Annotated in this window: 21 protein-coding genes; 6 read left to right on the top strand and 15 right to left on the bottom strand. The window is 71.7% G+C overall.

From position 1 onward, the window contains the following. Positions 1 to 15 precede the first annotated feature (15 nt). From OG904_RS08770 to OG904_RS08785, 4 genes are all read right to left on the bottom strand, one after another. Positions 16 to 1,107: a PDZ domain-containing protein gene (locus OG904_RS08770; RefSeq protein WP_405489031.1), complete on the bottom strand. Its 1,092-nt coding sequence runs from the start codon at positions 1,105 to 1,107 to the stop codon at positions 16 to 18. 67 nt (positions 1,108 to 1,174) lie between these two features. After that, complete coding sequence (locus tag OG904_RS08775; protein WP_405489033.1) at positions 1,175 to 1,381, bottom strand: hypothetical protein; 207 nt, start codon at positions 1,379 to 1,381, stop codon at positions 1,175 to 1,177. A 106-nt stretch (positions 1,382 to 1,487) separates the two neighbouring features. Next, positions 1,488 to 1,949, bottom strand: coding sequence for a molybdenum cofactor biosynthesis protein MoaE (locus OG904_RS08780; RefSeq protein WP_405489035.1), 462 nt, complete (start codon positions 1,947 to 1,949; stop codon positions 1,488 to 1,490). Between the two features lie 252 nt (positions 1,950 to 2,201). Further along, positions 2,202 to 3,242 carry an SDR family oxidoreductase gene (locus OG904_RS08785; RefSeq protein WP_405489037.1) on the bottom strand — a complete coding sequence of 347 codons (1,041 nt, stop codon included), beginning with the start codon at positions 3,240 to 3,242 and terminating at the stop codon, positions 2,202 to 2,204. Between the two features lie 367 nt (positions 3,243 to 3,609). Between OG904_RS08785 and OG904_RS08790 the strand changes: the two genes are divergently transcribed. Both OG904_RS08790 and OG904_RS08795 read left to right on the top strand, forming a co-directional pair. Then, a complete protein-coding gene (locus OG904_RS08790) occupies positions 3,610 to 5,055 on the top strand; it encodes a zinc-dependent metalloprotease (protein ID WP_405489039.1) in 1,446 nt (481 codons plus the stop codon). Next, on the top strand, positions 5,052 to 5,576 hold the full coding sequence (locus OG904_RS08795; RefSeq protein WP_405489041.1) for an NUDIX hydrolase: 525 nt from the start codon (positions 5,052 to 5,054) through the stop codon (positions 5,574 to 5,576). Before OG904_RS08790 ends, OG904_RS08795 begins: the two co-directional genes overlap by 4 nt. Positions 5,577 to 5,652: 76 nt before the next feature. Here OG904_RS08795 and OG904_RS08800 read toward each other — a convergent pair whose 3' ends face one another. From OG904_RS08800 to OG904_RS08815, 4 genes are all read right to left on the bottom strand, one after another. Next, on the bottom strand, positions 5,653 to 6,408 hold the full coding sequence (locus OG904_RS08800; protein ID WP_405489043.1) for an AIM24 family protein: 756 nt from the start codon (positions 6,406 to 6,408) through the stop codon (positions 5,653 to 5,655). A gap of 17 nt (positions 6,409 to 6,425) precedes the next feature. Then, positions 6,426 to 7,106 carry an AIM24 family protein gene (locus tag OG904_RS08805; protein WP_405497884.1) on the bottom strand — a complete coding sequence of 227 codons (681 nt, stop codon included), beginning with the start codon at positions 7,104 to 7,106 and terminating at the stop codon, positions 6,426 to 6,428. 29 nt (positions 7,107 to 7,135) lie between these two features. Continuing rightward, positions 7,136 to 8,806, bottom strand: coding sequence for a TerD family protein (locus OG904_RS08810; protein ID WP_405489045.1), 1,671 nt, complete (start codon positions 8,804 to 8,806; stop codon positions 7,136 to 7,138). 139 nt (positions 8,807 to 8,945) lie between these two features. Beyond that, entirely contained in the window at positions 8,946 to 9,581 is a 636-nt protein-coding gene (locus OG904_RS08815; protein ID WP_405489047.1) for a M48 family metallopeptidase, read from the bottom strand. A 161-nt stretch (positions 9,582 to 9,742) separates the two neighbouring features. On the opposite strand from OG904_RS08815, the gene OG904_RS08820 reads away from it, so the two are divergent. Next, positions 9,743 to 10,849, top strand: coding sequence for a ThiF family adenylyltransferase (locus OG904_RS08820; RefSeq protein WP_405489049.1), 1,107 nt, complete (start codon positions 9,743 to 9,745; stop codon positions 10,847 to 10,849). Here OG904_RS08820 and OG904_RS08825 read toward each other — a convergent pair. Then, positions 10,831 to 13,866 carry a tetratricopeptide repeat protein gene (locus tag OG904_RS08825; RefSeq protein WP_405489051.1) on the bottom strand — a complete coding sequence of 1,012 codons (3,036 nt, stop codon included), beginning with the start codon at positions 13,864 to 13,866 and terminating at the stop codon, positions 10,831 to 10,833. The genes OG904_RS08820 and OG904_RS08825 overlap by 19 nt on opposite strands. 233 nt (positions 13,867 to 14,099) lie before the next feature. Here OG904_RS08825 and OG904_RS08830 point away from each other — a divergent pair, with 233 nt between their 5' ends. Beyond that, positions 14,100 to 15,431, top strand: a complete 1,332-nt coding sequence (locus OG904_RS08830; protein WP_405489053.1) for an ABC1 kinase family protein — start codon at positions 14,100 to 14,102, stop codon at positions 15,429 to 15,431. Between the two features lie 174 nt (positions 15,432 to 15,605). Here OG904_RS08830 and OG904_RS08835 read toward each other — a convergent pair whose 3' ends face one another. From OG904_RS08835 to OG904_RS08860, 6 genes are all read right to left on the bottom strand, one after another. Further along, positions 15,606 to 15,812 (bottom strand): hypothetical protein, encoded by a 207-nt coding sequence (locus tag OG904_RS08835; protein ID WP_243336061.1) that lies wholly within the window; start codon positions 15,810 to 15,812, stop codon positions 15,606 to 15,608. Positions 15,813 to 15,934: 122 nt separating this feature from the next. After that, positions 15,935 to 16,267 carry a hypothetical protein gene (locus OG904_RS08840; RefSeq protein WP_405489055.1) on the bottom strand — a complete coding sequence of 111 codons (333 nt, stop codon included), beginning with the start codon at positions 16,265 to 16,267 and terminating at the stop codon, positions 15,935 to 15,937. Then, positions 16,264 to 16,635, bottom strand: a complete 372-nt coding sequence (locus OG904_RS08845) for a WhiB family transcriptional regulator (RefSeq protein WP_405489057.1) — start codon at positions 16,633 to 16,635, stop codon at positions 16,264 to 16,266. The genes OG904_RS08840 and OG904_RS08845 overlap by 4 nt, the downstream gene beginning before the upstream one ends. A 168-nt stretch (positions 16,636 to 16,803) precedes the next feature. Further along, on the bottom strand, positions 16,804 to 17,175 hold the full coding sequence (locus OG904_RS08850) for a hypothetical protein (RefSeq protein WP_405489059.1): 372 nt from the start codon (positions 17,173 to 17,175) through the stop codon (positions 16,804 to 16,806). Between the two features lie 240 nt (positions 17,176 to 17,415). Next, entirely contained in the window at positions 17,416 to 17,682 is a 267-nt protein-coding gene (locus OG904_RS08855; protein WP_405489061.1) for a hypothetical protein, read from the bottom strand. A 121-nt stretch (positions 17,683 to 17,803) separates the two neighbouring features. Next, on the bottom strand, positions 17,804 to 18,541 hold the full coding sequence (locus OG904_RS08860; RefSeq protein WP_405489063.1) for a GntR family transcriptional regulator: 738 nt from the start codon (positions 18,539 to 18,541) through the stop codon (positions 17,804 to 17,806). Positions 18,542 to 18,735: 194 nt separating this feature from the next. Between OG904_RS08860 and OG904_RS08865 the strand changes: the two genes are divergently transcribed. Together OG904_RS08865 and OG904_RS08870 are read left to right on the top strand one after the other, a co-directional pair. Beyond that, the gene (locus OG904_RS08865) at positions 18,736 to 18,969 is read left to right on the top strand and encodes a helix-turn-helix domain-containing protein (RefSeq protein WP_405489065.1); all 234 of its coding nucleotides are present in this window, start codon (positions 18,736 to 18,738) and stop codon (positions 18,967 to 18,969) included. Further along, on the top strand, positions 18,966 to 19,313 hold the full coding sequence (locus OG904_RS08870) for a hypothetical protein (protein WP_405489067.1): 348 nt from the start codon (positions 18,966 to 18,968) through the stop codon (positions 19,311 to 19,313). The genes OG904_RS08865 and OG904_RS08870 overlap by 4 nt, the downstream gene beginning before the upstream one ends. Positions 19,314 to 19,325 lie beyond the last annotated feature (12 nt).

Consider the following 19,325-nt stretch of genomic DNA (forward strand, 5'->3'; position numbering starts at 1 on the left):
CGGGCGGGGACTCGGTCAGGGCTTGGCGGTGCACCGCGGCAGCCCGGCCGTGTCCCCCTTGCCGATCTTCTCGAGCGCCTTCACGGCGTCGTCGATGGTGGAGACCTTCACCAGCGTCAGCCCGTCGGGCACGTCGCCCGCGGCGGCGGCGCAGTTCTCGGCGGGGGTCAGGAAGTACTCGGCTCCGGCCTGACGGGCGCCGATCGTCTTCATCTGGATGCCGCCGATCGGGCCGACCTTGCCCGCGTCGTCGATGGTGCCGGTGCCGGCGATGAACTTCCCGCCGGTCAGGCTCTCCGGGGTGAGCTTGTCGACGATGCCGAGGGCGAACATCAGGCCCGCGCTCGGGCCCCCGACGTCGGCGAGCTTGATGTCGACGTTGAACGGGAAGGTGTGGTCGGTACCGGCCCTGATGCCGACGACGGCGTGGCCGTCGCCCTCCGCCTTGCCCGAAACGATCGTGATCTTCGTCGTGCCGGTGGGCTCGCGGTGCGCCTTCTCGGCCTCGGCCGCCTCGGCGGCGGGCACGATGGTGAACTCCACCGGCTCGCCGGCCTTGTGCTTGGTGACGAGCTTGGCCACGTCCTCGGGAGCGTTGACGGGGTCCCCGTCCACGGCCTTGATCACGTCTCCGGCGTGCAGCTTGCCCTCGGAGGGGCTGCCCTTGACCACGGAGGCGACGATCATCTGGGTGGCCACCGGGATGCCGAGCTGCTTGAGGGCGGCCACCTTGGCGCTCTCCTGCGACTGGCTGAACTCCTCGGCGTTCTCCTGCGTGGACTCCTGCTCGGTCTTGCCGTCCGGGTACAGGTTCTCGTGCGGTACGACGATGTTGTCGCCCGCCGCCCAGCCGTACACGGCCTCCAGCAGGTTCATGTCGTAGTCGGCGCCGGTGACGCGGACCGTCGTCATGTTCAGGTGCCCGCTGGTCGGGTACGTCTTGCGCCCCGAGATGTTCAGCACGGGCTCGCCGTGCGAGTCCCCGAGCGTGTTCACCGTCGGGCCCGGACTCATCTCGGAGTACGGGACCTTCATGAACACTCCCGCGCAGAGCAGCGCGAAGAGCATGAGGGTGGAGGCGAGCATCGTCGCAGTGCGGCGTGGCATGGATCGACAGTACGTGACGCCCCTGGCGGGCGGCCCGCGGGGCCGGTCCGTACGGGGCCCGGCGCCGTCAGAGGGAGTCGGCCGTGTCCTTCTCCCGGAGTGCGTCCGCCTTCGCCCCGGTCCGTTCCTCCTGGCCCATGGCCTCCCGGAACCGCGCGTAGCCCGCGAGCTCGGATATGTCACCGGCCGTGCGGTCGCGTGCCGCCCAGCTGCCCCATATCGCCGCTCCGATCGCGGCGAACAGCGGAATCAGCAACCACGCCAAAGACGCCATGGACGTGTCTCCCTACCCCGAATTACGTGTTGTTGGTGGCTCCAACGCTGGTGCCCGGGCGGGGGTTACGCAAATCGAGGGCGTGTTGCGCGTCCGAACGGGGCAATCAGCAGGCCCCGACCCACTCCTCGGTGCCGTCCGAGAACGTCTGGTGCTTCCAGATCGGGACCTCGTGCTTGAGGTCGTCGATCAGCATCCGGCACGCCTCGAAGGCCTCGCCGCGGTGCGGGCAGGACACGGCGACGACGACCGCGAGGTCGCCGACGGCCAGGTCGCCGACGCGGTGGACGGCGGCGAGGGCACGGACCGGGTACTTGGCCACGACCCGCTCGGCGACGCGGCGCATCTCCGCCTCGGCCGAGGGGTGGCAGGAGTAGCCGAGCTGGTCCACGTCCGCCCCGCTGTCGTGGTTGCGCACCGTGCCGACGAAGAGCGTCGTGCCTCCCGTCGCGTCGTCGCCGACGGCCTGGAAGACCTCGTCGATCGAAAGCGGGGTCTCACGGATCTCGAGCAGCCGGATCGGGTCCGAAGCTGCCTGCTCGCCGGGGTGGTCGAAGTGCGGTGCCATGCTTCCATCGTGCCTTAGCCGCCGACCCGGCGGAATAGCCGTTTCGCCAGGGCCGCACCCGCCCCCTTGGGAGCCTCCTACAATCCGGCCCCGCCTGCCTTCTCAGCCCCGCCGGCGTTTGAGGCGAGCTTTCAGCCCCGCCGGCGTTTGAGGCGAGCTTTCAGCCCCGCCGGCGTTTGAGGCGCGGGGGTCCGGGGGCGGCGCCCCCGGCGGCGGCGCCGCGCCGGGACGGCGGCCCCGCCCCCGCCGGGGTCAGATGCCCCGGCGCCGCCGGGCGGCCCGGATCGCGGCGGCGGCACCCAGCAGCGCCACCGTGGCCCCCGCCGCACCGGCCGCCGTGGCGTCCTTGCGCCCCAGCCGGCGGCCCGCGACGGTGTGCCGGCCCGCGACCTCCTGGAGGAGCTCGGCCAGCACCTCCTCGTTGGTCCACCGCGGCCGCCAGCCCGCCGCGTGCAGCCCGCTGACGCTGACCACCCACGGGTGCATCGTGTACGCGAGGTCCCCGGCCGGGGAGGGGGTCAGGCCGATCCGGTGCAGCCGGGCCGCCGCGCCCAGGGCTACGGCGGACGGGAGCTCCATGCGGCGGATGCCGCTGAGCTCCTCGACCTCCTCCTGTTCCAGCCAGCCCTCGCAGCCGACCGCCAGCTCGCCCTCGACCTTCTCCAGCGCCGCGTACTCCAGCGCGCTGACCAGGTCCTCGACGTGGCAGAACTGCCAGGTCGGGCGGGAGCCGGCCACCACGAGCAGGCGCGGCGACTCGAAGTAGCGGGTCAGCGCGGTGTCCGTGCCGCCGACCAGCACCGCGGGGCGGACCACGGTGACGTTGAGGCCGGGGTGCGCCCGCGGGGCCCGGCGGCCCAGCCGCTCGATCTCCAGCAGGTCGCCGACGCCGGTCGCCTCGGCGGTGGCCCGCAGCTCGGCGTCCTCCGAGAGCGGGATGTCGTTGTCCGGCAGGGCCCCGTAGACCATCGCGGAGGTGCAGAGCACGACCCGGTGCACCCCGGCCGCCGCGGCGGCGGTGAGCACGGTCTGGGTCCCGCGCACGTTGTACGCCGTACGGGCCGCGGGGTCCGTCTCCAGGTCGAGGTCGAGCGCCAGGTGCACCACGACGTCCGCGCCGCGCAGCTTCTCCGCGATCGAGGGGTCCCGTACGTCCAGGAGGTGCCACTGCGCGTCCGCGCACTCCCCGCGCCGCTCGTCGATCGCGACGACCTGCTTGACCTCGTCGGAGGCGGCCAGTCTGGTCACCAGGGCCGCCCCGACCCCCGACGCGGCGCCGGTCACGGCGATCACGGGGCCGCGGTTTCGCGGCCGGCGAACGCCCTGGGCGCCGTCGCCGTGCTCAGGGCCGTTTTCGGCTTCGCGCGGCTCGCGGCCGTGCTCGTCAGGGCCCTGCTCGTCCAAAGCGTGCGGATCTGGGGAACTCACCAGGCGTCTCCAGCGGTTGTCTTCAGTAGGGGCGCGCCGTGACGCGCACCTACCAGTTGATGTCCATCCTGCCGCAGCCCAGGAGTCGGCGGAGCACCGAGCCCGGAAGCGGGTCTGGTGTCTACGCTGGGTGGTGTTGTCGAACGCTGTTGTCGGACCAGTTTGTCGAACCACTGTTGTCGAACCATTGCCCGCCGGCCCCCGCCGGCGGCCCTACGAGCCGAGGAAACCCGTGAGCGACACCCCATTCGGATTCGGCCTTCCGCCGGAGGAGCCGGAGAACGGCGACGAAGGCAAGAAGAAGGGCAACCAGGGCGGTCAGAGCGGCCCGAATCCGTTCGGGTTCGGCACGGGCCTGCCGGGCGGCCTGCCGGGCGGCTCCGGCGGCCAGGGGGACGCCGACAACCCCTTCGCGGCGATGTTCGGCTCGATGAACCCGAACGACCTGGGCGCGGCCTTCCAGCAGCTCGGCCAGATGCTGAGCTACGAGGGCGGTCCGGTCAACTGGGACATGGCCAAGGACATCGCCCGCCAGACCGTGGCGCAGGGCACCCCGGACGGGGTGAAGGACGCCAGCGTCGGCATCGCCGAGAAGTCGGCGGTCGAGGAGGCCGTGCGCCTGGCCGACCACTGGCTCGACGACGTCACCTCGCTGCCTTCGGGCGCGGCGACGGCCGTCGCGTGGAGCCGCGCCGAGTGGGTCGAGGCGACCCTGCCGGTGTGGAAGGAGCTCGTCGACCCGGTCGCCGAGCGCGTCGGCGCGGCCATGGGCGGCGTACTGCCCGAGGAGATGCAGGCCATGGCGGGCCCGCTGCTCGGCATGATGCGTTCCATGGGCGGGGCCATGTTCGGCCAGCAGATCGGGCAGGCCGTGGGCACCCTCGCGGGCGAGGTCGTCGGCTCCACCGACATCGGGCTCCCGCTGGGACCGGTCGGCAAGGCCGCGCTGCTGCCGCTGAACATCGAGGGCTTCGGCAAGGACCTGGGCGTCTCCCCGGACGAGGTCCGGCTGTACCTGGCGCTGCGCGAGGCCGCTCACGCCCGTCTCTTCGCCCACGTGCCGTGGCTGCGCTCGCACCTCTTCGGCGCGGTCGAGGCGTACGCGCGGGGCATCAAGGTCGACACCTCGAAGCTGGAGGACGTGGTCGGCCAGCTCGACCCGTCCAACCCTGAGCAGCTGCAGGAAGCCCTTCAGGGCGGCATGTTCCAGCCGCAGGACACCCCCGAGCAGAAGGCCTCGCTGGCCCGCCTGGAGACGGCGCTCGCGCTGGTCGAGGGCTGGGTGGACGCCGTCGTGCACGAGGCCGCCAAGCCCCGTCTGACCTCGGCGGACGCCATGCGCGAGACCATGCGCCGGCGGCGTGCCTCGGGCGGCCCGGCGGAGCAGACCTTCGCGACGCTGATCGGGCTGGAGCTGCGGCCGCGCCGGCTGCGCGACGCCTCGCGGCTGTGGGCCTCGCTCACCGACGCGCGCGGCGTGGACGGGCGCGACGGTCTGTGGGAGCACCCGGACATGCTGCCGACCGCCTCCGACCTGGACGACCCGGACGGGTTCGTGCACCGGGAGCAGCTGGACTTCTCCGAGATCGACAAGATGCTCGGCGAGGCCGCCCGGAAGCGTGAACAGGACGGCTCCGAGCAGGGGCGCCCCGAGCAGGACGGCGACGACAAGAAGTGACTCTGCACGACGACACGGTGCTGGTCCTGAAGTCCTACGAGGACCAGCCCGAACTGCGCGACCTGTACCTGGAGCACCTGGCCGCCCACCCGGACGGGGTCTACAAGCCCTGCCGGGCCGGGCACGTCACCGGCAGCGCGCTGGTGATCGACCCGGAGGGGGGCCGGGTCCTGCTGACCCTGCACAAGAAGCTCGGCCTGTGGCTCCAGATGGGCGGGCACTGCGAGCCCGGTGACACCACGATCGCCGGGGCCGCGCTGCGGGAGGCCGTCGAGGAGTCGGGCATCGCCGACGGGCTGACGCTGCTGGCGGGCGGGCCGGTGCGGCTCGACCGGCATCCGATCCCGGCGCCGTGCAACTGGCACCTGGACGTGCAGTACGCCGCGCTGGCGCCCGCCGGGGCGGTCGAAGCGATCAGCGAGGAATCGCTGGACCTGCGCTGGTTCCCGTACGAGGAGGTGGCGGCGGTGGCCGACACCTCGGTGGTGCGGCTGGTGGAGGCGGCCCGGGCGCGGCTCTGACCCCGGACCCGTACGTGCCGCGAAGGGGCGGCCCCGCATCGGCGGGGCCGCCCCTTCGCGGCGGTGCGTACCCGGATCAGTTCCAGGCGTTGTTCTGGTTCTGCGCGTGGACGCCCTGCTGGCCCATGCCGAACTGTGCGGCCGCGCCCTGCCCGATCTGGGCGTTCTGCGGCGGGAGCACCTCGCTCGGCTGGACCAGTGCGAAACCGGTGCCGAGGAAGCTGAGCTCCCAGCCCTCACCGGTGTTGCCGCGGCGCCGCCAGACGCCGGTGGAGTGCGTCTGGGCCTGCATCTGCACCCGCAGCGAGGTGGACCAGGCGACGATGGCGTCCGCGTCGGCGTTGACGTACTTGTCGGGGGTGACCTGCATCATCAGCGGCTGCCCGGAGGTCATCAGCGCGACCTTGCCGCGGCCGGTGATGTTGAGCTGGTACTTGCCGGTGCCGGAGACCCCGTACTGGCTGTCCACCGCGATGGCCTCGGTGTGCAGGGTGGAGTCCAGGGCCAGTACGTAGCTGCTGTCGACGGTGAGGCCGTCGTTGTCCACGTCCACGACGTGGACGTACTGCGCCAGGTTGGCGAGGTAGACCGTGCCCTGCCCGGAGCAGCGCATCAGGTCGAGGCCCTCGCCGGTGCGGGCGCGGGCGCTGCGCTGGGTGGTGCTCTGGTACTCGCCGTCGAAGTCGATGATCCCCTGGTAGGCGACCATGGCGCCCTTGCGGGCGAGCACGTCGTCGGAGCCGCTCAGGGAGACCCGCAGCAGCTGCGGGTTCTGGACGGCGTACCGCTCCTGGGACTGCGCCTCGGCGTGGGCGAAAAGTGAGCTCTGCATGATGTGCCTTCTCCCCCTCAGCCCCGGGCCCGGAGCCGGTCGGTGCTGTCCTCGCTGGGCTGTACGACGACGATGCCCTGGCCGGAGAAGGCCATCTGGTAGGCCTCCCCGCTGCCCCGGCCGATCAGCGACGAGGCCTTGAAGCTGCTCTTCCCCTTGACCTTGAGGTTCGGGGACCAGGCGACGAGCGCGTCGGGGTCGACGTACGTCTCGTCCTCGCCGCGGCCGCACTCGACCACGATCGGGGTGCCCCGGGAGGTGACGGCGACCCAGCCGGTGCCGGAGACCTGCACGTTGAACAGGCCCTGGCCGGCGAATTTGGCCATGCCCTTGACCCGCTCGACGCCCCACTGGAGGTGGGCGTCGAAGGCCAGCAGGTTGGTGCCGTTCACGGAGAGGGCGTCGTTGTTGAGGTTGATGACGACGACGTTCGCGCCGTAGTCGGCGAGGTAGAGCAGGCCGTCGCCGGTGCACTTCATCAGCGGGGCGCCCTCGCCCGTGAGCCACTGCGAGGCCATCTGGCGGACGGCCGGCGGGTTGGGCTCGTACTGCACGAACCCTTCGTAGGCGACCATCGATCCGGTGCGTGCGAAGAGGTCCTGGCCGCTCTGCATGGCGACCTTGAGCATGGCCGAACCGTGGTTCTCCATGCGGGCCGTGACGGGGGTCGGGGCGTAGCCCGCGAGCTGCTGGTTCATCGAGTTCATGGCATTCATGTGGGGCTCCCTCAGACCTCGTACGGCTGGACGACGATGAAGTTTCCTGGGGCGCCGCGGAACTGGAGGTTCACGGTTTCCCCGCTGTGGCCGGGGTAGGCGTTGCGGCGCAGCCGGACCTGGCTGGAGATGATCACCTGGGAGGCGGCGGACCACGCGACGATGGCGTTGCTGTCCGCGAAGGTGGTCGGGGTGACGGGCAGGACGACGGGGGTGCCGTGCGTCTTGACGATCACCGTGCCGGTGCCCTGGAAGAGCATGGTGAACAGCGCGCCGCCGGGGATGCCGTGGCCCTCGATGCGGCGGACCTCGTGCTGGAGCGACTCGTCGAAGGCGAGGACGCTCTCGGCGGAGACGCAGATCCCGTCGCCCTGGAGCTCGATGGCGTGCAGGTGGGCGCCGTCCTCCGCGAGGAAGACCTGGCCGCGGCCGGTGCAGCGCATCAGCTGCATCTCCTGGCCGGTGGCGTTGCCCACGATGCGGCCGGCGAAGCCCGCGCCCTTGTAGCTGAAGTCGACCTTGCCCTGGTACAGCACCATGCTGCCCTGGCGGGCGAGGACCGCCTGGCCGCCCATCGACAGGTCGACGCGCATGAGCTGCTTGTTCTGCGGGGTCCAGCGGGCGCCGGTCGGGGCTTCCTTGTACGGCTGGAGGGCGGCGGCGAGTCCGGCGCCGGCGGCGGGCGCCGGCTGCGCGGGCTGGCCGTAGCCGGGCTGCTGACCGTAGCCGGGCTGCTGGCCGCCGTACGGGGGCGGCTGCTGGCCGGGGTACTGGCCCGGAGCCTGGCCGGGGACCTGGCCGTACGAGGGCTGCGGCTGCTGCCCGTACGGCGCGGGGGCCGGGCCGGGCGGCGGGACCTGCCCGTAGGAGGGCTGCGGCGGCTGTCCGTACGGCGCGGGGGCCGGCGGGGCCAGGGGGGTGCCCATCGGCGCGGCCATGGTGGGGGCCGCGTGGACGGGCTGCGGGTACGGGGCAGGGGCGGGAGCCGGTGCCGGGGCGGGGACCTGGGCCGGAGCGCCGAAGGAGGGCGCCGGGGCCGGGGGCTGCGCCTGCGCGGGAGCGCCGAAGGAGGGCGCGGGGGCGGCGGCCTGCGGCGGCGGGGCGAAGCCGGGCGCGCCGGCCGGGGCCTGGGCCTGCGGCTCGGGCTGCTCCTCCTCGGCGACCTCGCCGCCGAAGTTCTTGAGCAGCGCGGCGAGCCCGCCGTCGAATCCCTGGCCGACGGCGGCGAAGCGCCACACGTCCTTGAGGTAGAAGTCGCCGATCATCAGCGCGCGCTCGGTGCTGAACTCCGAGCCCGAGAAGGAGTACCGGACGACCTCCTCGCCGCCCGCGACGATCCGGATGTAGCCCGGACCGATCTGCGACATCTGCCCGGCGCCGTCGATCGAGGCCGCGAAGGAGAGCTTGTGGATGTTGGCCGGGATGCGGTCCAGGGTCACCCGGAAGGATTCCGCGTCACCGGCCTGCGGGCCCAGCAGCTGGATGGACTCCTCCGGCGACTTCGGCTGGTTGAAGAAGACGAAGTAGCGGTCGTCCGAGAGCTGTTCGTTCGCGTCGAGGCCGAAGCAGCTGATGTCGATCGCGAGTCCGGGCCCGGCGATCTGGATCCCCACATAGAGGTCCGTGCCCGCCGTCAGATCACTGATCTTGGCCTTGTGACCGCGTTGGAATTCCCTGGCCATACGTAAGACCGTCCCCCATCCCGACTGTGAATGCGTGCCGCTCAGGCTAACGGCATCCTCCGACATCCGGCCAAGTCGGTACCGACCCGGTACATATCACGAGGTGTGACATCGCGGGCCCATAGCGGGCAAATACGGATTATTCCTCGCGGGCGGTCGGGACTTTCGGAAGCCGTTCGGCCGCGACGACCCCTTCGAGGTAACCGCGGGCCCGCTCGGTGCGCGGGTACGCCTCCAGCAGCTCCCAGAAGCGGGGGCCGTGGCCGGGTACGAGGAGGTGGGCCAGCTCGTGCAGCAGCACGTAGTCGACCACGTACTCCGGCATCCCCTGGATGCGGTGCGAGAGCCGGATGCTGCCTTCGGCCGGGGTGCAGGATCCCCAGCGGGTGTTCTGGTTGGTGACCCAGCGGACCGAACGGGGGCGGGCACGGCCACCGAAGTACTGCTCGGACAGACGATCGGCGCGCTCGGTGAGTTCCGCGTCCCCCAGGGTGCGTTTGCTCTCCTGCGCCGCCAGCTTGTCGAGCATGACGCCCACCCAGCGCTGCTCCTCGGCCTCGGACATCCGGGCAGGGATGAGGACGACCGTACGGTCACCCTCGCGGTAGGCGGATACGGTCCTTCGGCGGCGCGCGCTCCGGCGGACTTCGACGGCGCGCTGTGGATCGGCGGACACGCCACGACGGTACCCGCTCGCCCCGGTGGAAGTCCCGCGCCTCCCGGGTTCGAACGTGATCGATTCGTGGACGGTGCTCAGAGAACCTGAATCTTCCATTTCATATACCTAATACCCCTCACCTGTGGACAAAGCTCCGCACGCTTTTCGGCGGACGGGCAATCTTGCGGAAAGCGGCGCGGGGAAACGCGGCGCACGAAGCGAATGAAGTGCACCAGGTCCACGAAGCGCGAGAAGCGCACGGAGCGAGGGAGACCGCGATGTATCCGAAGGTGAAGCCGGCGCTGGCACGGGCCTGGCGGGATCTGCAGACGGTGCAGTTCGGCGTGACGCCCGCCCACGCGGTGGTGCTCGGGCCGGTGGACACGGCGACGGGCGCCTTCCTGGACCTGATCGACGGGACGCGGAGCATGGAGCTGCTGCGCACCCAGGGCAAGGGGATGGGGCTGCCGGACGGCCGGGCCGACGAGGTGGTGCGGCGGCTGGCGGCGGCCGGGCTGCTGGACGACGCCACGGCGGGCGGCCCCCGCGCCCAGGCGGTGCGGACGCGGCCGGAGGCCCTGGCGCGGCTCGGTCCGGACCGGGGCTCGCTGTCCCTGGTCCGTCCCCGGCCGGGCGGGGACTTGGAGGGTGTCGCCGCCCGCCGGGCGATACGGGTTCACGTGCGCGGGAGCGGCCGGGTCGGTGCGGTGATCGCCTCGGTCCTGGCGGGAGCGGGCATCGGCCGGGTCGAGGTGCTCGACGGGGGACGCGCGGAGGCGGCGGACGTGGCGCCGGGCGGGCTGGGTCCGGGCAGCGTGGGCCGGCTGCGTGCCGAGGCCGCCCGGACGGTGGTCCGGGAGGCGGCCCCGGGGCGCGGGCCCCGGAGCGGGGAGAGCGGCGGGCCGGAGCCGGGGCTGGCCCTGGTGGTGGTCGCTCCCCGGGACGGGCTGCAGTCCTGGGCTCCCGATCCGCAGACGGCGGCCGACTGGGTGGCCACCGGCATCCCCCACCTCTACGCGGGGGTGCTGGAGGGGACCGGGCTGGTGGGACCGCTGGTACTGCCCGGAGCCACGGCGTGCGCGGGCTGCATGGAGCGCGACCGGGTGGAGCGCGACCCGGCCTGGCCGCGCATGCTGGTCCAGTGGCGCTCGGCCCACCGCCGCCGGGCCGGGGCCGCCTGCGACCTCGGGCTGTCCACCGCCGTGGCCGGCCTGGCCGCCGCCCACGCCCTGTCCTTCCTCGACGGCGAACTCCCCGCCTCCACATCGACCCGCTGGGAAGCCTCCCTCCCCACCCTCCACTGGCACCCCACGGCGGTCCGCCCCCACCCCGACTGCCCGTGCGAGGCGGCCAGGGTCCCGGCGGGTCAGGAGGTGGGGGCATGAGGGGGCCGCGAGGGCAGCACCGCCGCGAGCCGTTCCTCGAGCAGCCGGCAGAACCCTTCGATCCGGGCCTCGGACGACGGGACCACGGAGATCAGACTGCGGAGGGAGAAGATCAGTTCGCGTACCTCCAGAGGAGACGGCACGGCGTCCAGGAATTCCCCGAGGTGCTGCTCGGCCCGTTCCCAGCGTGGCCGCAGGCAGTGGACGAGCACGAGGGTGCTCGTCTCATCGGCCGACCGCGCCCCGCCCTCGGGAGGGCTCAGTTCCACGGCGCGCGTCAGGTGACCGTCCCGGTCCCGGTGCCGGAGCACGGACATGACGACAGCCGTCTCGTAGTGCGTCCAAGGGTCATCGGGGTCGAGCTCGACGGAACGGGTGAGGTCGGCGAGCGCCTCGGCGTACTGGCCGAGCAGCCGGTGGGTCACCCCCCGGGCGGCGAGCGTACTGGCGTCATCGGGGCGGAGCCCGACCGCGAGCCCGTAGTCGGTCAGGGCCTCCTCGTACGCGCCGAGGCTCACGCGGCAGTCGCCCCTTCTCCGCACCATCCAGCCGTCGCCGGTGCCCAGTTCGTGGGCACGGTCGAAATCGGGGATCGCCCGTTCGAACTGACCGAGTTCCGCCAAGGCCATCCCACGCTGATGGAAGGTCCACGCGTTGTCCTGGTCGTGAGCGATGGCGGAATCGAGATCGGCCAGGGCCTCCTCGTACCTCCTCAGCTGGGTGAGGGTCTCCGCACGACCGGTGAAGATCCAGGCACGGCCCGGGTCGAGCGCGATGGCCCGGGAATAGTCCACCAGCGCGTCTTCGTACCGCCCGGCCGACCGGTGGATTTCGGCACACCAGGCGATGGGACCGGCATCTTCGGGATCCAGATCAGCCGCCTGGGTGAAGTCGGCGAGAGCCTCCTCGTACCGTTCCAGCCGCTGGTGGACGAAACCCCGGTTCAAGAACGCCCAGCCGTAGTCCGGGGAGAGCTCCATGGCCTGCCGGATGTCCCCGAGCGCCTCCTGCTGGCGGCCCATCAAGTGGAAGGTGTTCGCCCGCAACGTCCAGATGTAGGCGTCTTCAGCGCCGAGCGGGGTGGCGAGTGCACGCGCGAAGTCTGGCAGCGCCTCCTCGTACCTGCTGGACCAGTAATACGACGTCCCGCGGTAGAGAAGGCTGTCGAGATCGTCGGGCATGAGCTCGATCGCCTTGGTGTAGTCCGCGATCGCCTCGTCGTAGTTCTTGGTGAGCTGATGGGTACGGGCCCGGCCGAAGAAGGCTCGGTCAGCCTCCGGGTTCAGGGCGAGGGCATGGTTGTAGTCGGCCAGGGCCTGCGCATACTGCTCGGCATTGCGGTGGTCGCGGCCGCGCAGGGTCAGGGCCAGGGAGCGGCCCTCCGGCTCGAGGGTGCCCCGGGACAGGAGCAGGGTCAGGGCCGCGATGCCCGGGGCGGGTTGTTCCAGGGCAGAGCGGAGTTCCTCGGACCACCGGGTCAGGTCCGGGGAGTCCGTGTCCCGGCCGGCCGCGGCCAGGACGCCGATCCAGCGGCGCAGGGTGGTGATCCCGTGGTCGTAGGCGTCGACGAGGTCGCGCAGTACGGCCGGGAGGGCGGCGCGCGGATCGGCGCAGAGCCGGTGGTAGGCCTCCTCCAGGCGGTGGCCGCGCCAGGTCTCGTCCGACCACCATCCCTCGGCCGGGTCAGACGCCTCCTCCAGGTGCTCGCGGCGTTGCCGGAAGGCGTCGGCCAGCCGGGTGTGGAGCTGCTCCCACCGGATCGGGGACTGCCTGCGCTGCAGGCGCAGCATGGCGCCGCGGACCACCTCGTGGTAGCGGCAGTGGCCCGAGCGGTCGGTGACGAAGGGCATCGACCGCAGCCAGCCGAAGAGTTCGGCGGCTTCCTCCTCGACGGCCGCCCGGTAGACGTCCTCGTCCAGTTCCTGCGGGAACGCGCAGGCCAGGGCGGCGGTCCGGCGGGCGGGGTCGGGCTCCCACTTCAGGAACCGCTCGACGGCGGTGCCGCTCGGGTCGCCGATCTCCTCCACCGTGCCCGGCTGGGTCTCGGCCAGGGTGGAGACCAGGACCGGAAGGCGGCCCGAGAGGCGCAGGATCACCTCGACGACCCGCTCGTCGGTGACCCCCTTGCCGGTGAGGAGCCTGCGCGCCTCGGCCTCCGTGAAGACTTCCAGCGGCCAGTCGGTGACCAGGTCGTGCCAGTCCTCCCAGGTGCGGGCGGCCAGCCGGGACTGCCCGGCCAGGGTGACCAGGACGTTCGCGGGGAGCTCTCCGTACCGTTCGGTGCCCAGTACGTCACGCAGCCAGGTGTCGAGCATCGGGCCGGTGCGCTCGTAGGTGTCGAAGAACAGCGCGATCCACGGGTGCCTGCGGGCCACCTCTGCGAGCTCCTCCAGGAACACCGGGGTCAGCGCGTCGAGTGGGGACAGGACCAGTTCGACATCGCCGTGGTTGCGCAGCCGGGTGCTGAGGAGGGCCTTGACCCGGTCCGCGCCGGCGGCGACCTGGTTCGGGTCCACGGCTCCGGTGAAGGCGCCGACTCCCGGGATCATGCCGAGCCCGGCCAGGCCCAGCTGGGAGGCGATCATGCTGGACGGAGACGGGGGCGGGGTGCCTGCGGCCGCCGGGTCGGCCCCGGCGGCCGCGGCGGCGAATCCGGCATCGGCCTCGTGGCGGCGTTGGCGATAGGTGGCCAGGAGTTTGTCGAAGCCCTTCAGCGCGAAGCCCTGCTGGGCGAACTGCGCGCTGACGACTTCCATGGTCTCGACGACGTCCGCGACCGACTCGTCCACGTATGCGGTGACCGCCCCGACCTCGCGGGCGATGGTCTCCAGGTGCCGGACCAGGGTCGACTTGCCGACGCCGGCCGGGCCCCGGACGTGGAAGAGGAACTGCGCCGCCTCCTCCGGGGGCTGGCGCAGGGCATCACGGAAGGCGCTGACCTCGCCCTGTCTGCCGATGAAGCCGACGGAACGGCGTCGTCGGATCAGCTCCTGCCTCGAAGGTCCCCGCCCCGCCATCTCCCAGCCCTTTCACGACCCGTACGCGGCCCGCCATCGCACCGTCCCGCCATGCTGGCCCATGGGGGCGGGCGCCGTCTGCCGACCGGTGGATTCCTGCCACGCTCCGGGCGGGAGACTCGGCCGGGATGGGTCCGGAGGGCCATGACAGGATGCTTTCGGCCGGGAAGGCCTTCGGGGGGTCCCCCGAAGGCGCCGCTTGCGGCTCAGCTGTCTGGGAATTGGAGGGGCTCATGTCTGATCTTCCCCGGAAGGCGGTCACCCGTACCGTCAAGCTGGCCGCGCTGCCGCTCGGCATAGCGGGCCGGGCCACCTGGGGTCTCGGCAAGCGGATCGGGGGCAAGTCGGCGGAGATCGTGGCGCGCGAGCTCCAGCAGCGCACCGCCGAGCAGCTGTTCCGTGTGCTCGGAGAGCTGAAGGGCGGCGCCATGAAGTTCGGCCAGGCGCTGTCGGTCTTCGAGTCGGCCCTGCCCGAGGAGGTCGCCGGGCCCTACCGGGCAGCGCTGACGAAGCTTCAGGAGGCGGCCCCGCCGCTGCCCGCGGCGACGGTGCACCAGGTGCTGTCGGAGCGGCTCGGCGCGGACTGGCGCGAGCTGTTCGAGGAGTTCGAGGACAAGCCGGCCGCGGCGGCCTCGATCGGACAGGTGCACCGGGCGGTGTGGCACGACGGCCGGCAGGTCGCGGTCAAGGTCCAGTACCCGGGAGCGGGCGAGGCCCTGCTGTCGGACCTGAAGCAGCTGGGCCGGTTCGCGGGGCTGCTGGGGCCGCTGATCCCCGGTATGGACATCAAGCCCCTGATCAAGGAGTTGCGCGACCGGGTCTCGGAGGAGCTGGACTACGAGCTGGAGGCCGGGGCGCAGCGGGCGCACGCGGACGCGTTCGACGGCGACGAGGACGTGGTCGTGCCGGACGTCGTGCACCAGGGCGACCAGGTCCTGGTGACGGAGTGGATGGAGGGGACCCCGCTGTCGGAGGTGATAGCCGACGGCACCCAGGAGGAGCGCGACCGCGCGGGGCAGTTGCTGGCCCGTTTCCTCTTCTCCGGCCCCGCGCGCACCGGGCTGCTGCACGCCGATCCGCACCCGGGCAACTTCCGGCTGCTCAGCGGGGCGGACGGCCGGATGCGGCTGGGCGTACTGGACTTCGGGACGGTCGACCGGCTGCCGGGCGGCTGGCCCAAGCCCATCGGCAGGTCGCTGCGGATGACGCTGGACGGTGATGCCGAGGGGGTCTACGGCCATCTGCGTGCGGAGGGGTTCGTGCGCGAGTCCATCGAGCTGGAGGCCGAGGCGGTGCTCGACTACCTGAAGCCGATGCTCGAACCCACCGAGGCCGAGGAGTTCACCTTCACCCGGACGTGGCTGCGCGGCCAGGCCGCGCGGGTCGCCGATCCGCGCTCGCCCGCGCACCAGTTGGGCCGGCAGATCAATCTGCCGCCTTCTTACCTGCTGATCCACCGGGTGACGCTGAGCACCATCGGCGTGCTGTGCCAGCTGGGCGCGACGGTCCGGCTCCGCGAGGAACTGGACTCCTGGCTCCCGGGGTTCCTGCCCGACGAGGACTGAGCAGGTCCGGCACGGCCCGGGGGCGGCACGGCCCGGGGGCGGCACGGCCCGGGGGCGGCACGGCCCGGGGGCGGCACGGCCCGGGGGCGGCACGGCCCGGGGGCGGCACGGCCCGGGGGCGGCACGGCCCGGGGGCGGCACGGCCCGGGGGCGGCACGGCCCGGGGGCGGGCGGTCACCACCAGGCGGAGTCGAGGCGTCCTTCGATGGCGCGGAGGTTGGCCCGCGCGCAGTCCACGCAGAAGTACTGTCTGGTCCCGTTCTCCACGGAGCAGGTCCAGGTGGGCGGGGCGCCGGCCGGGGACTGGGCGCCGCAGCGCGCGCAGACGACGGGCGGGGCCTCGGTTCCCGGCGGGGCCGGGTGGGGAGTCGGCTGGTCCACCTCCAGACGATATCCCCGTGAGGGTGGAGGGCGCCGCGCAACGCACCGGGGGGACCGGTCCGTTCGGACCGGCCCCCCGGGGTGCGCGCCGGATCCGGCGCGCCGAGCTGCCTCAGGCGCTCTTAGTGCATGACGGCCATGGCGAGCGCGCGCCGGGCGCGCAGCGAAACGCGCTCGGCTCGACGCTGCATGCGCCGCGCGGCGACCACGCGCAGGGCGCGACGCTCGGCGTCGACCTCACGCATTCGGTCGTCCATATGGGCACGAGCCATGGCTTCTGGGATGAGTTGCATTTCACGGGTCCTGTTCTGACGCGAGGTGATCGCGCCGGCGGTGATGAAGTCTGCGGTGGCGGCGCCGTGCGGCTGCTCGCTCGTGGTGGCGTGGGGGGACATGAGGGCCTGCTTCAGGGGGTCGTGCGTGAGGGGGCGGTCGATGGTTCCGTTGGCGGTCATGCCGCGACAACCGGGTTCTTGCGCGGACGGCCACGGGGACGCTTGCGGGCGACGACGACACCCTGGACGAAGAGCTCGCCTCCCCAGACACCCCAGGGCTCGCGGCGCTCGACCGCACCGGCGAGGCAGGCCTCGACCAGCGGGCAGGTGGCGCAGAGGGACTTCGCGTACTCGACGTCCGCCGGGGACTCGGCGAAGAAGACCTCGGGGTCGTAGGTACGACAGGCAACGGGTACGCCGAGGTTCTCGATGGCGTCGTCGAGCGCGGTGAGCGCGGTGAGGGGAGTCAAGGCGGAGTCCTCCGGGACTGCGGGCGGGGAGAGGGTCTGGGTCTTCGGTACGGACGGGGCGTGCGCTTCGAGTTGCACGGTGGTTTCTTCCTCGTCTTTGTCGTCTAGTCGTTCCGGCCGGTTGGCCGGGGGCGGCTGGGTCCCAGGGCCCCTTCGCTCCGTCGTCCCCTGTTCGGGGACAAACAGAAGGGCCGCGGATCCCGGGTGGGGTTCCGCGGCCCTGAAGGCGCCGGCCTGATCATGAGATCAGACTGGATCACTCCAGGGTTCGAGCCCGCGGTAGGCCCACATCAGGTGGTGCTGCTTCTTCGTCTGCTTCGTCTTGGCTCCGGCACCGGCTGCGGCCGCAAAGGCATAGGCGCCATGCGCCTGGGCTTCTGCTGCCAGTACTGCCACCGGTGCCAGGGTCGGTCGCTCATTGCGCTCACTGACCAGCAGCGCCGTGGGGGCGCCGGGCAGGACGGGGCTGTCAGCGCAAATCGCGGACAGACCGATGCCCGGAAGACCGGTACCCGTGAGGGCGAGGAGCGTGGAAGAGCCGAGCGCGGAGGAGCCGAGCGTGGTGGAAGCGGCGACCGAGCGATCGGTCATTTTGGTGGTGGTCATGAAGCTGGTCACTGGTCTCGCCTCCTCTCGGCGTCTCGGGGACTCGGCCCGGAGGCCTGGTCCCATGCGTATTCGGATAAGTACAGCACGGATCCGGGGCTTCGGAGAAGCCACCGTTTCCGTTGCTAAGAACCTATGGGGATTCGCTGGGCATGTGCAAACTATTTTTCCGACGAGTTTCGGAGTGTCGTCCATACGAGTGAAGACATGGCCATGACACGCGCATTGTGCCAGGTCAGAGCTGTCCGGACGTCATGACTCCGCTAGATCCGTGACACGCCTGTGAGACGCCCGCCCGACGCTTGGGGCGGGCGGCTCAGGGGACTCGGTCTCTCGCGCGGCCCTCGCCGCCCGTGCTGCTGCCTCGATGGAGGGCAGGAAGATGGCCCGGAGTTCGGCCTTCTCCTCGAGGGTGAGCGGCGGCCTGGCGGCGACGATCCGGGCGATGAAGTCCTCGGTGCTCTCGCCAGGCAGGCAACGGACCGTGATCTCCCCAACCCATGACGCTTCGCTCTTCATGCCGGTGAACCCTAACCAGCTCCGGGCTGCTCCTGAGCCAACCGGCGCGAGCGAGGCTGGTAGCGCCCCAAACGAGTGAGCCCCCGTCTCGGTCGAGACGGGGGCTCAGGTGCGTCCGGGGTCAGTCGAGGTCGTACTCGGCGGACAGCTGGCGGCCAGCACCGTAGTAGTCGACGGCATATTCGGTCGGCTCCCCGTTCTGGTCCCAGTAGTGGTTCGCCATGACGAGCGTGAGCGTGCCGGCGTCGACCTCGAGGAGGGGCGCGATGTCGTCGGGGGCAGGCTGCTGGCTCACCGTGTCTCGGCGACGGACAGCGCGGCGGCCGGTGCGGTCTTCGATGAGGCCGAACGTCATCTTGGGGAGCGGCTCGGGGTCGAGGAACTCGGGTGCCGCCGCGGCGACCGCAGCGGAGACCCACGTGGCGGAGACGACGGAGACGCCCTTGTCATCGATGTAGCGACGTTGCCGGATGGCGACCTGGTCGCCGACGTCGAGGCCGAGCGCGTCCGCGACCTCCTGCGTGGCGGACTGCATCTCGCACTTGAGGATCTCGACCCGCTCGCTATCTCGCAGGCCTGTGCCGCCAGCGCGCAGCAGCTGCAGACGGTCGGCTCCTGCAGTGAGCTCCTTCGGCGAACGCACGAAGCTACCGCGCCCCGGAACGGTGTCGATCCAGCCTTCATCCCGCAGCAGACTCAGAACCCGAGCGGCGGTCGCGCTGCTCATACCCGTGGTCTCCATGAGCTTGCGGGCGGACGGCGCCGACCCTCCGGCCTGCAGGTCTCCGCTCCTGATGCGCTCGATGATCTGGTTCGCCACCTCTCGGTACACCGGCAGGCGCTTCTTTTCTCCAACCATCCAAACTCTCCCGTCTTAAGACACCTTAGGAAGCCTCTTGACATGACAGAGCTTCTTAAGACACCTTAGTGCCATGCCCGCCGGAACGACAGGTCGGGATAAGTCAGACACAGCAAAAGGCCCCGACGGGGTGTCTCGGTGCTACCAACACCGAGCCCGTCAGGGCCTACGCATTCAGGCCCTAGGAGAACCAGATGCAGGAGAACTCTACCCCCGAGGGCCAGCCGGCCCCGCCCTTCAAGGTGAAGGACGTCGCCGCCGTGCTGGGCCTCGACGCCTCCACGGTGTACGTCGCCTGCCGGACGGGCCTGATCGGCTCGTACCGCATCGGCGTTGGCCGCGGCACCATCCGGATCCCCCGGTCTGCCCTGAAGGCTTACGCCGACGAGCGTGGCATCCCCGCCGCGGAACTGGGCGTGGCGCTGTGACCGCCGCCAGCCGCCTCCGCCGCTCCACCCTGCGCCAGCGGGCCGCCGCAGCCCGTACCGCCCGTAAGGCGGCCCGCGCACTCGCCACCGGACAGCCGCAGCCCGCCACGGTCCACCTGATCGGCCGCGGCCTCGACGCCGGGACCGCGAAGCGTTTCGCCGGCGCCTTCTCCCGCGGCGTTGCCCCGACCGCGATGGGCGAGACCGTCATCAAGCTCAAGGGCCGCGCCCGTAAGGCCGTCGCCCTGAAGCTGTACGACCTCGCGACGTTCGCCGCCCGCCTGGCCGTGTACCGGCCCCGCGACCCGCACGCCGCCGCCCAGTTCGCCAGCCTCGCCGCCTGATCGCAGGGAGTC

The organism is Streptomyces sp. NBC_00096, assembly GCF_045041305.1.
Taxonomy (GTDB): Bacteria; Actinomycetota; Actinomycetes; order Streptomycetales; family Streptomycetaceae; genus Streptomyces.

What these genes read in the sequence shown, in the direction of transcription:
- OG904_RS08770 (WP_405489031.1), bottom strand. Translation starts at nt 1,107, where the DNA reads ATGCCACGCCGCACTGCGACGATGCTCGCCTCCACCCTCATGCTCTTC.
- OG904_RS08775 (WP_405489033.1), bottom strand. Translation starts at nt 1,381, where the DNA reads ATGGCGTCTTTGGCGTGGTTGCTGATTCCGCTGTTCGCCGCGATCGGA.
- OG904_RS08780 (WP_405489035.1), bottom strand. Translation starts at nt 1,949, where the DNA reads ATGGCACCGCACTTCGACCACCCCGGCGAGCAGGCAGCTTCGGACCCG.
- OG904_RS08800 (WP_405489043.1), bottom strand. Translation starts at nt 6,408, where the DNA reads ATGCAGAGCTCACTTTTCGCCCACGCCGAGGCGCAGTCCCAGGAGCGG.
- OG904_RS08805 (WP_405497884.1), bottom strand. Translation starts at nt 7,106, where the DNA reads ATGAACCAGCAGCTCGCGGGCTACGCCCCGACCCCCGTCACGGCCCGC.
- OG904_RS08810 (WP_405489045.1), bottom strand. Translation starts at nt 8,806, where the DNA reads ATGGCCAGGGAATTCCAACGCGGTCACAAGGCCAAGATCAGTGATCTG.
- OG904_RS08815 (WP_405489047.1), bottom strand. Translation starts at nt 9,581, where the DNA reads ATGGAAGATTCAGGTTCTCTGAGCACCGTCCACGAATCGATCACGTTC.
- OG904_RS08820 (WP_405489049.1), top strand. Translation starts at nt 9,743, where the DNA reads ATGTATCCGAAGGTGAAGCCGGCGCTGGCACGGGCCTGGCGGGATCTG.
- OG904_RS08825 (WP_405489051.1), bottom strand. Translation starts at nt 13,866, where the DNA reads ATGGCGGGGCGGGGACCTTCGAGGCAGGAGCTGATCCGACGACGCCGT.
- OG904_RS08830 (WP_405489053.1), top strand. Translation starts at nt 14,100, where the DNA reads ATGTCTGATCTTCCCCGGAAGGCGGTCACCCGTACCGTCAAGCTGGCC.
- OG904_RS08840 (WP_405489055.1), bottom strand. Translation starts at nt 16,267, where the DNA reads ATGACCGCCAACGGAACCATCGACCGCCCCCTCACGCACGACCCCCTG.
- OG904_RS08855 (WP_405489061.1), bottom strand. Translation starts at nt 17,682, where the DNA reads ATGAAGAGCGAAGCGTCATGGGTTGGGGAGATCACGGTCCGTTGCCTG.
- OG904_RS08860 (WP_405489063.1), bottom strand. Translation starts at nt 18,541, where the DNA reads ATGGTTGGAGAAAAGAAGCGCCTGCCGGTGTACCGAGAGGTGGCGAAC.
- OG904_RS08865 (WP_405489065.1), top strand. Translation starts at nt 18,736, where the DNA reads ATGCAGGAGAACTCTACCCCCGAGGGCCAGCCGGCCCCGCCCTTCAAG.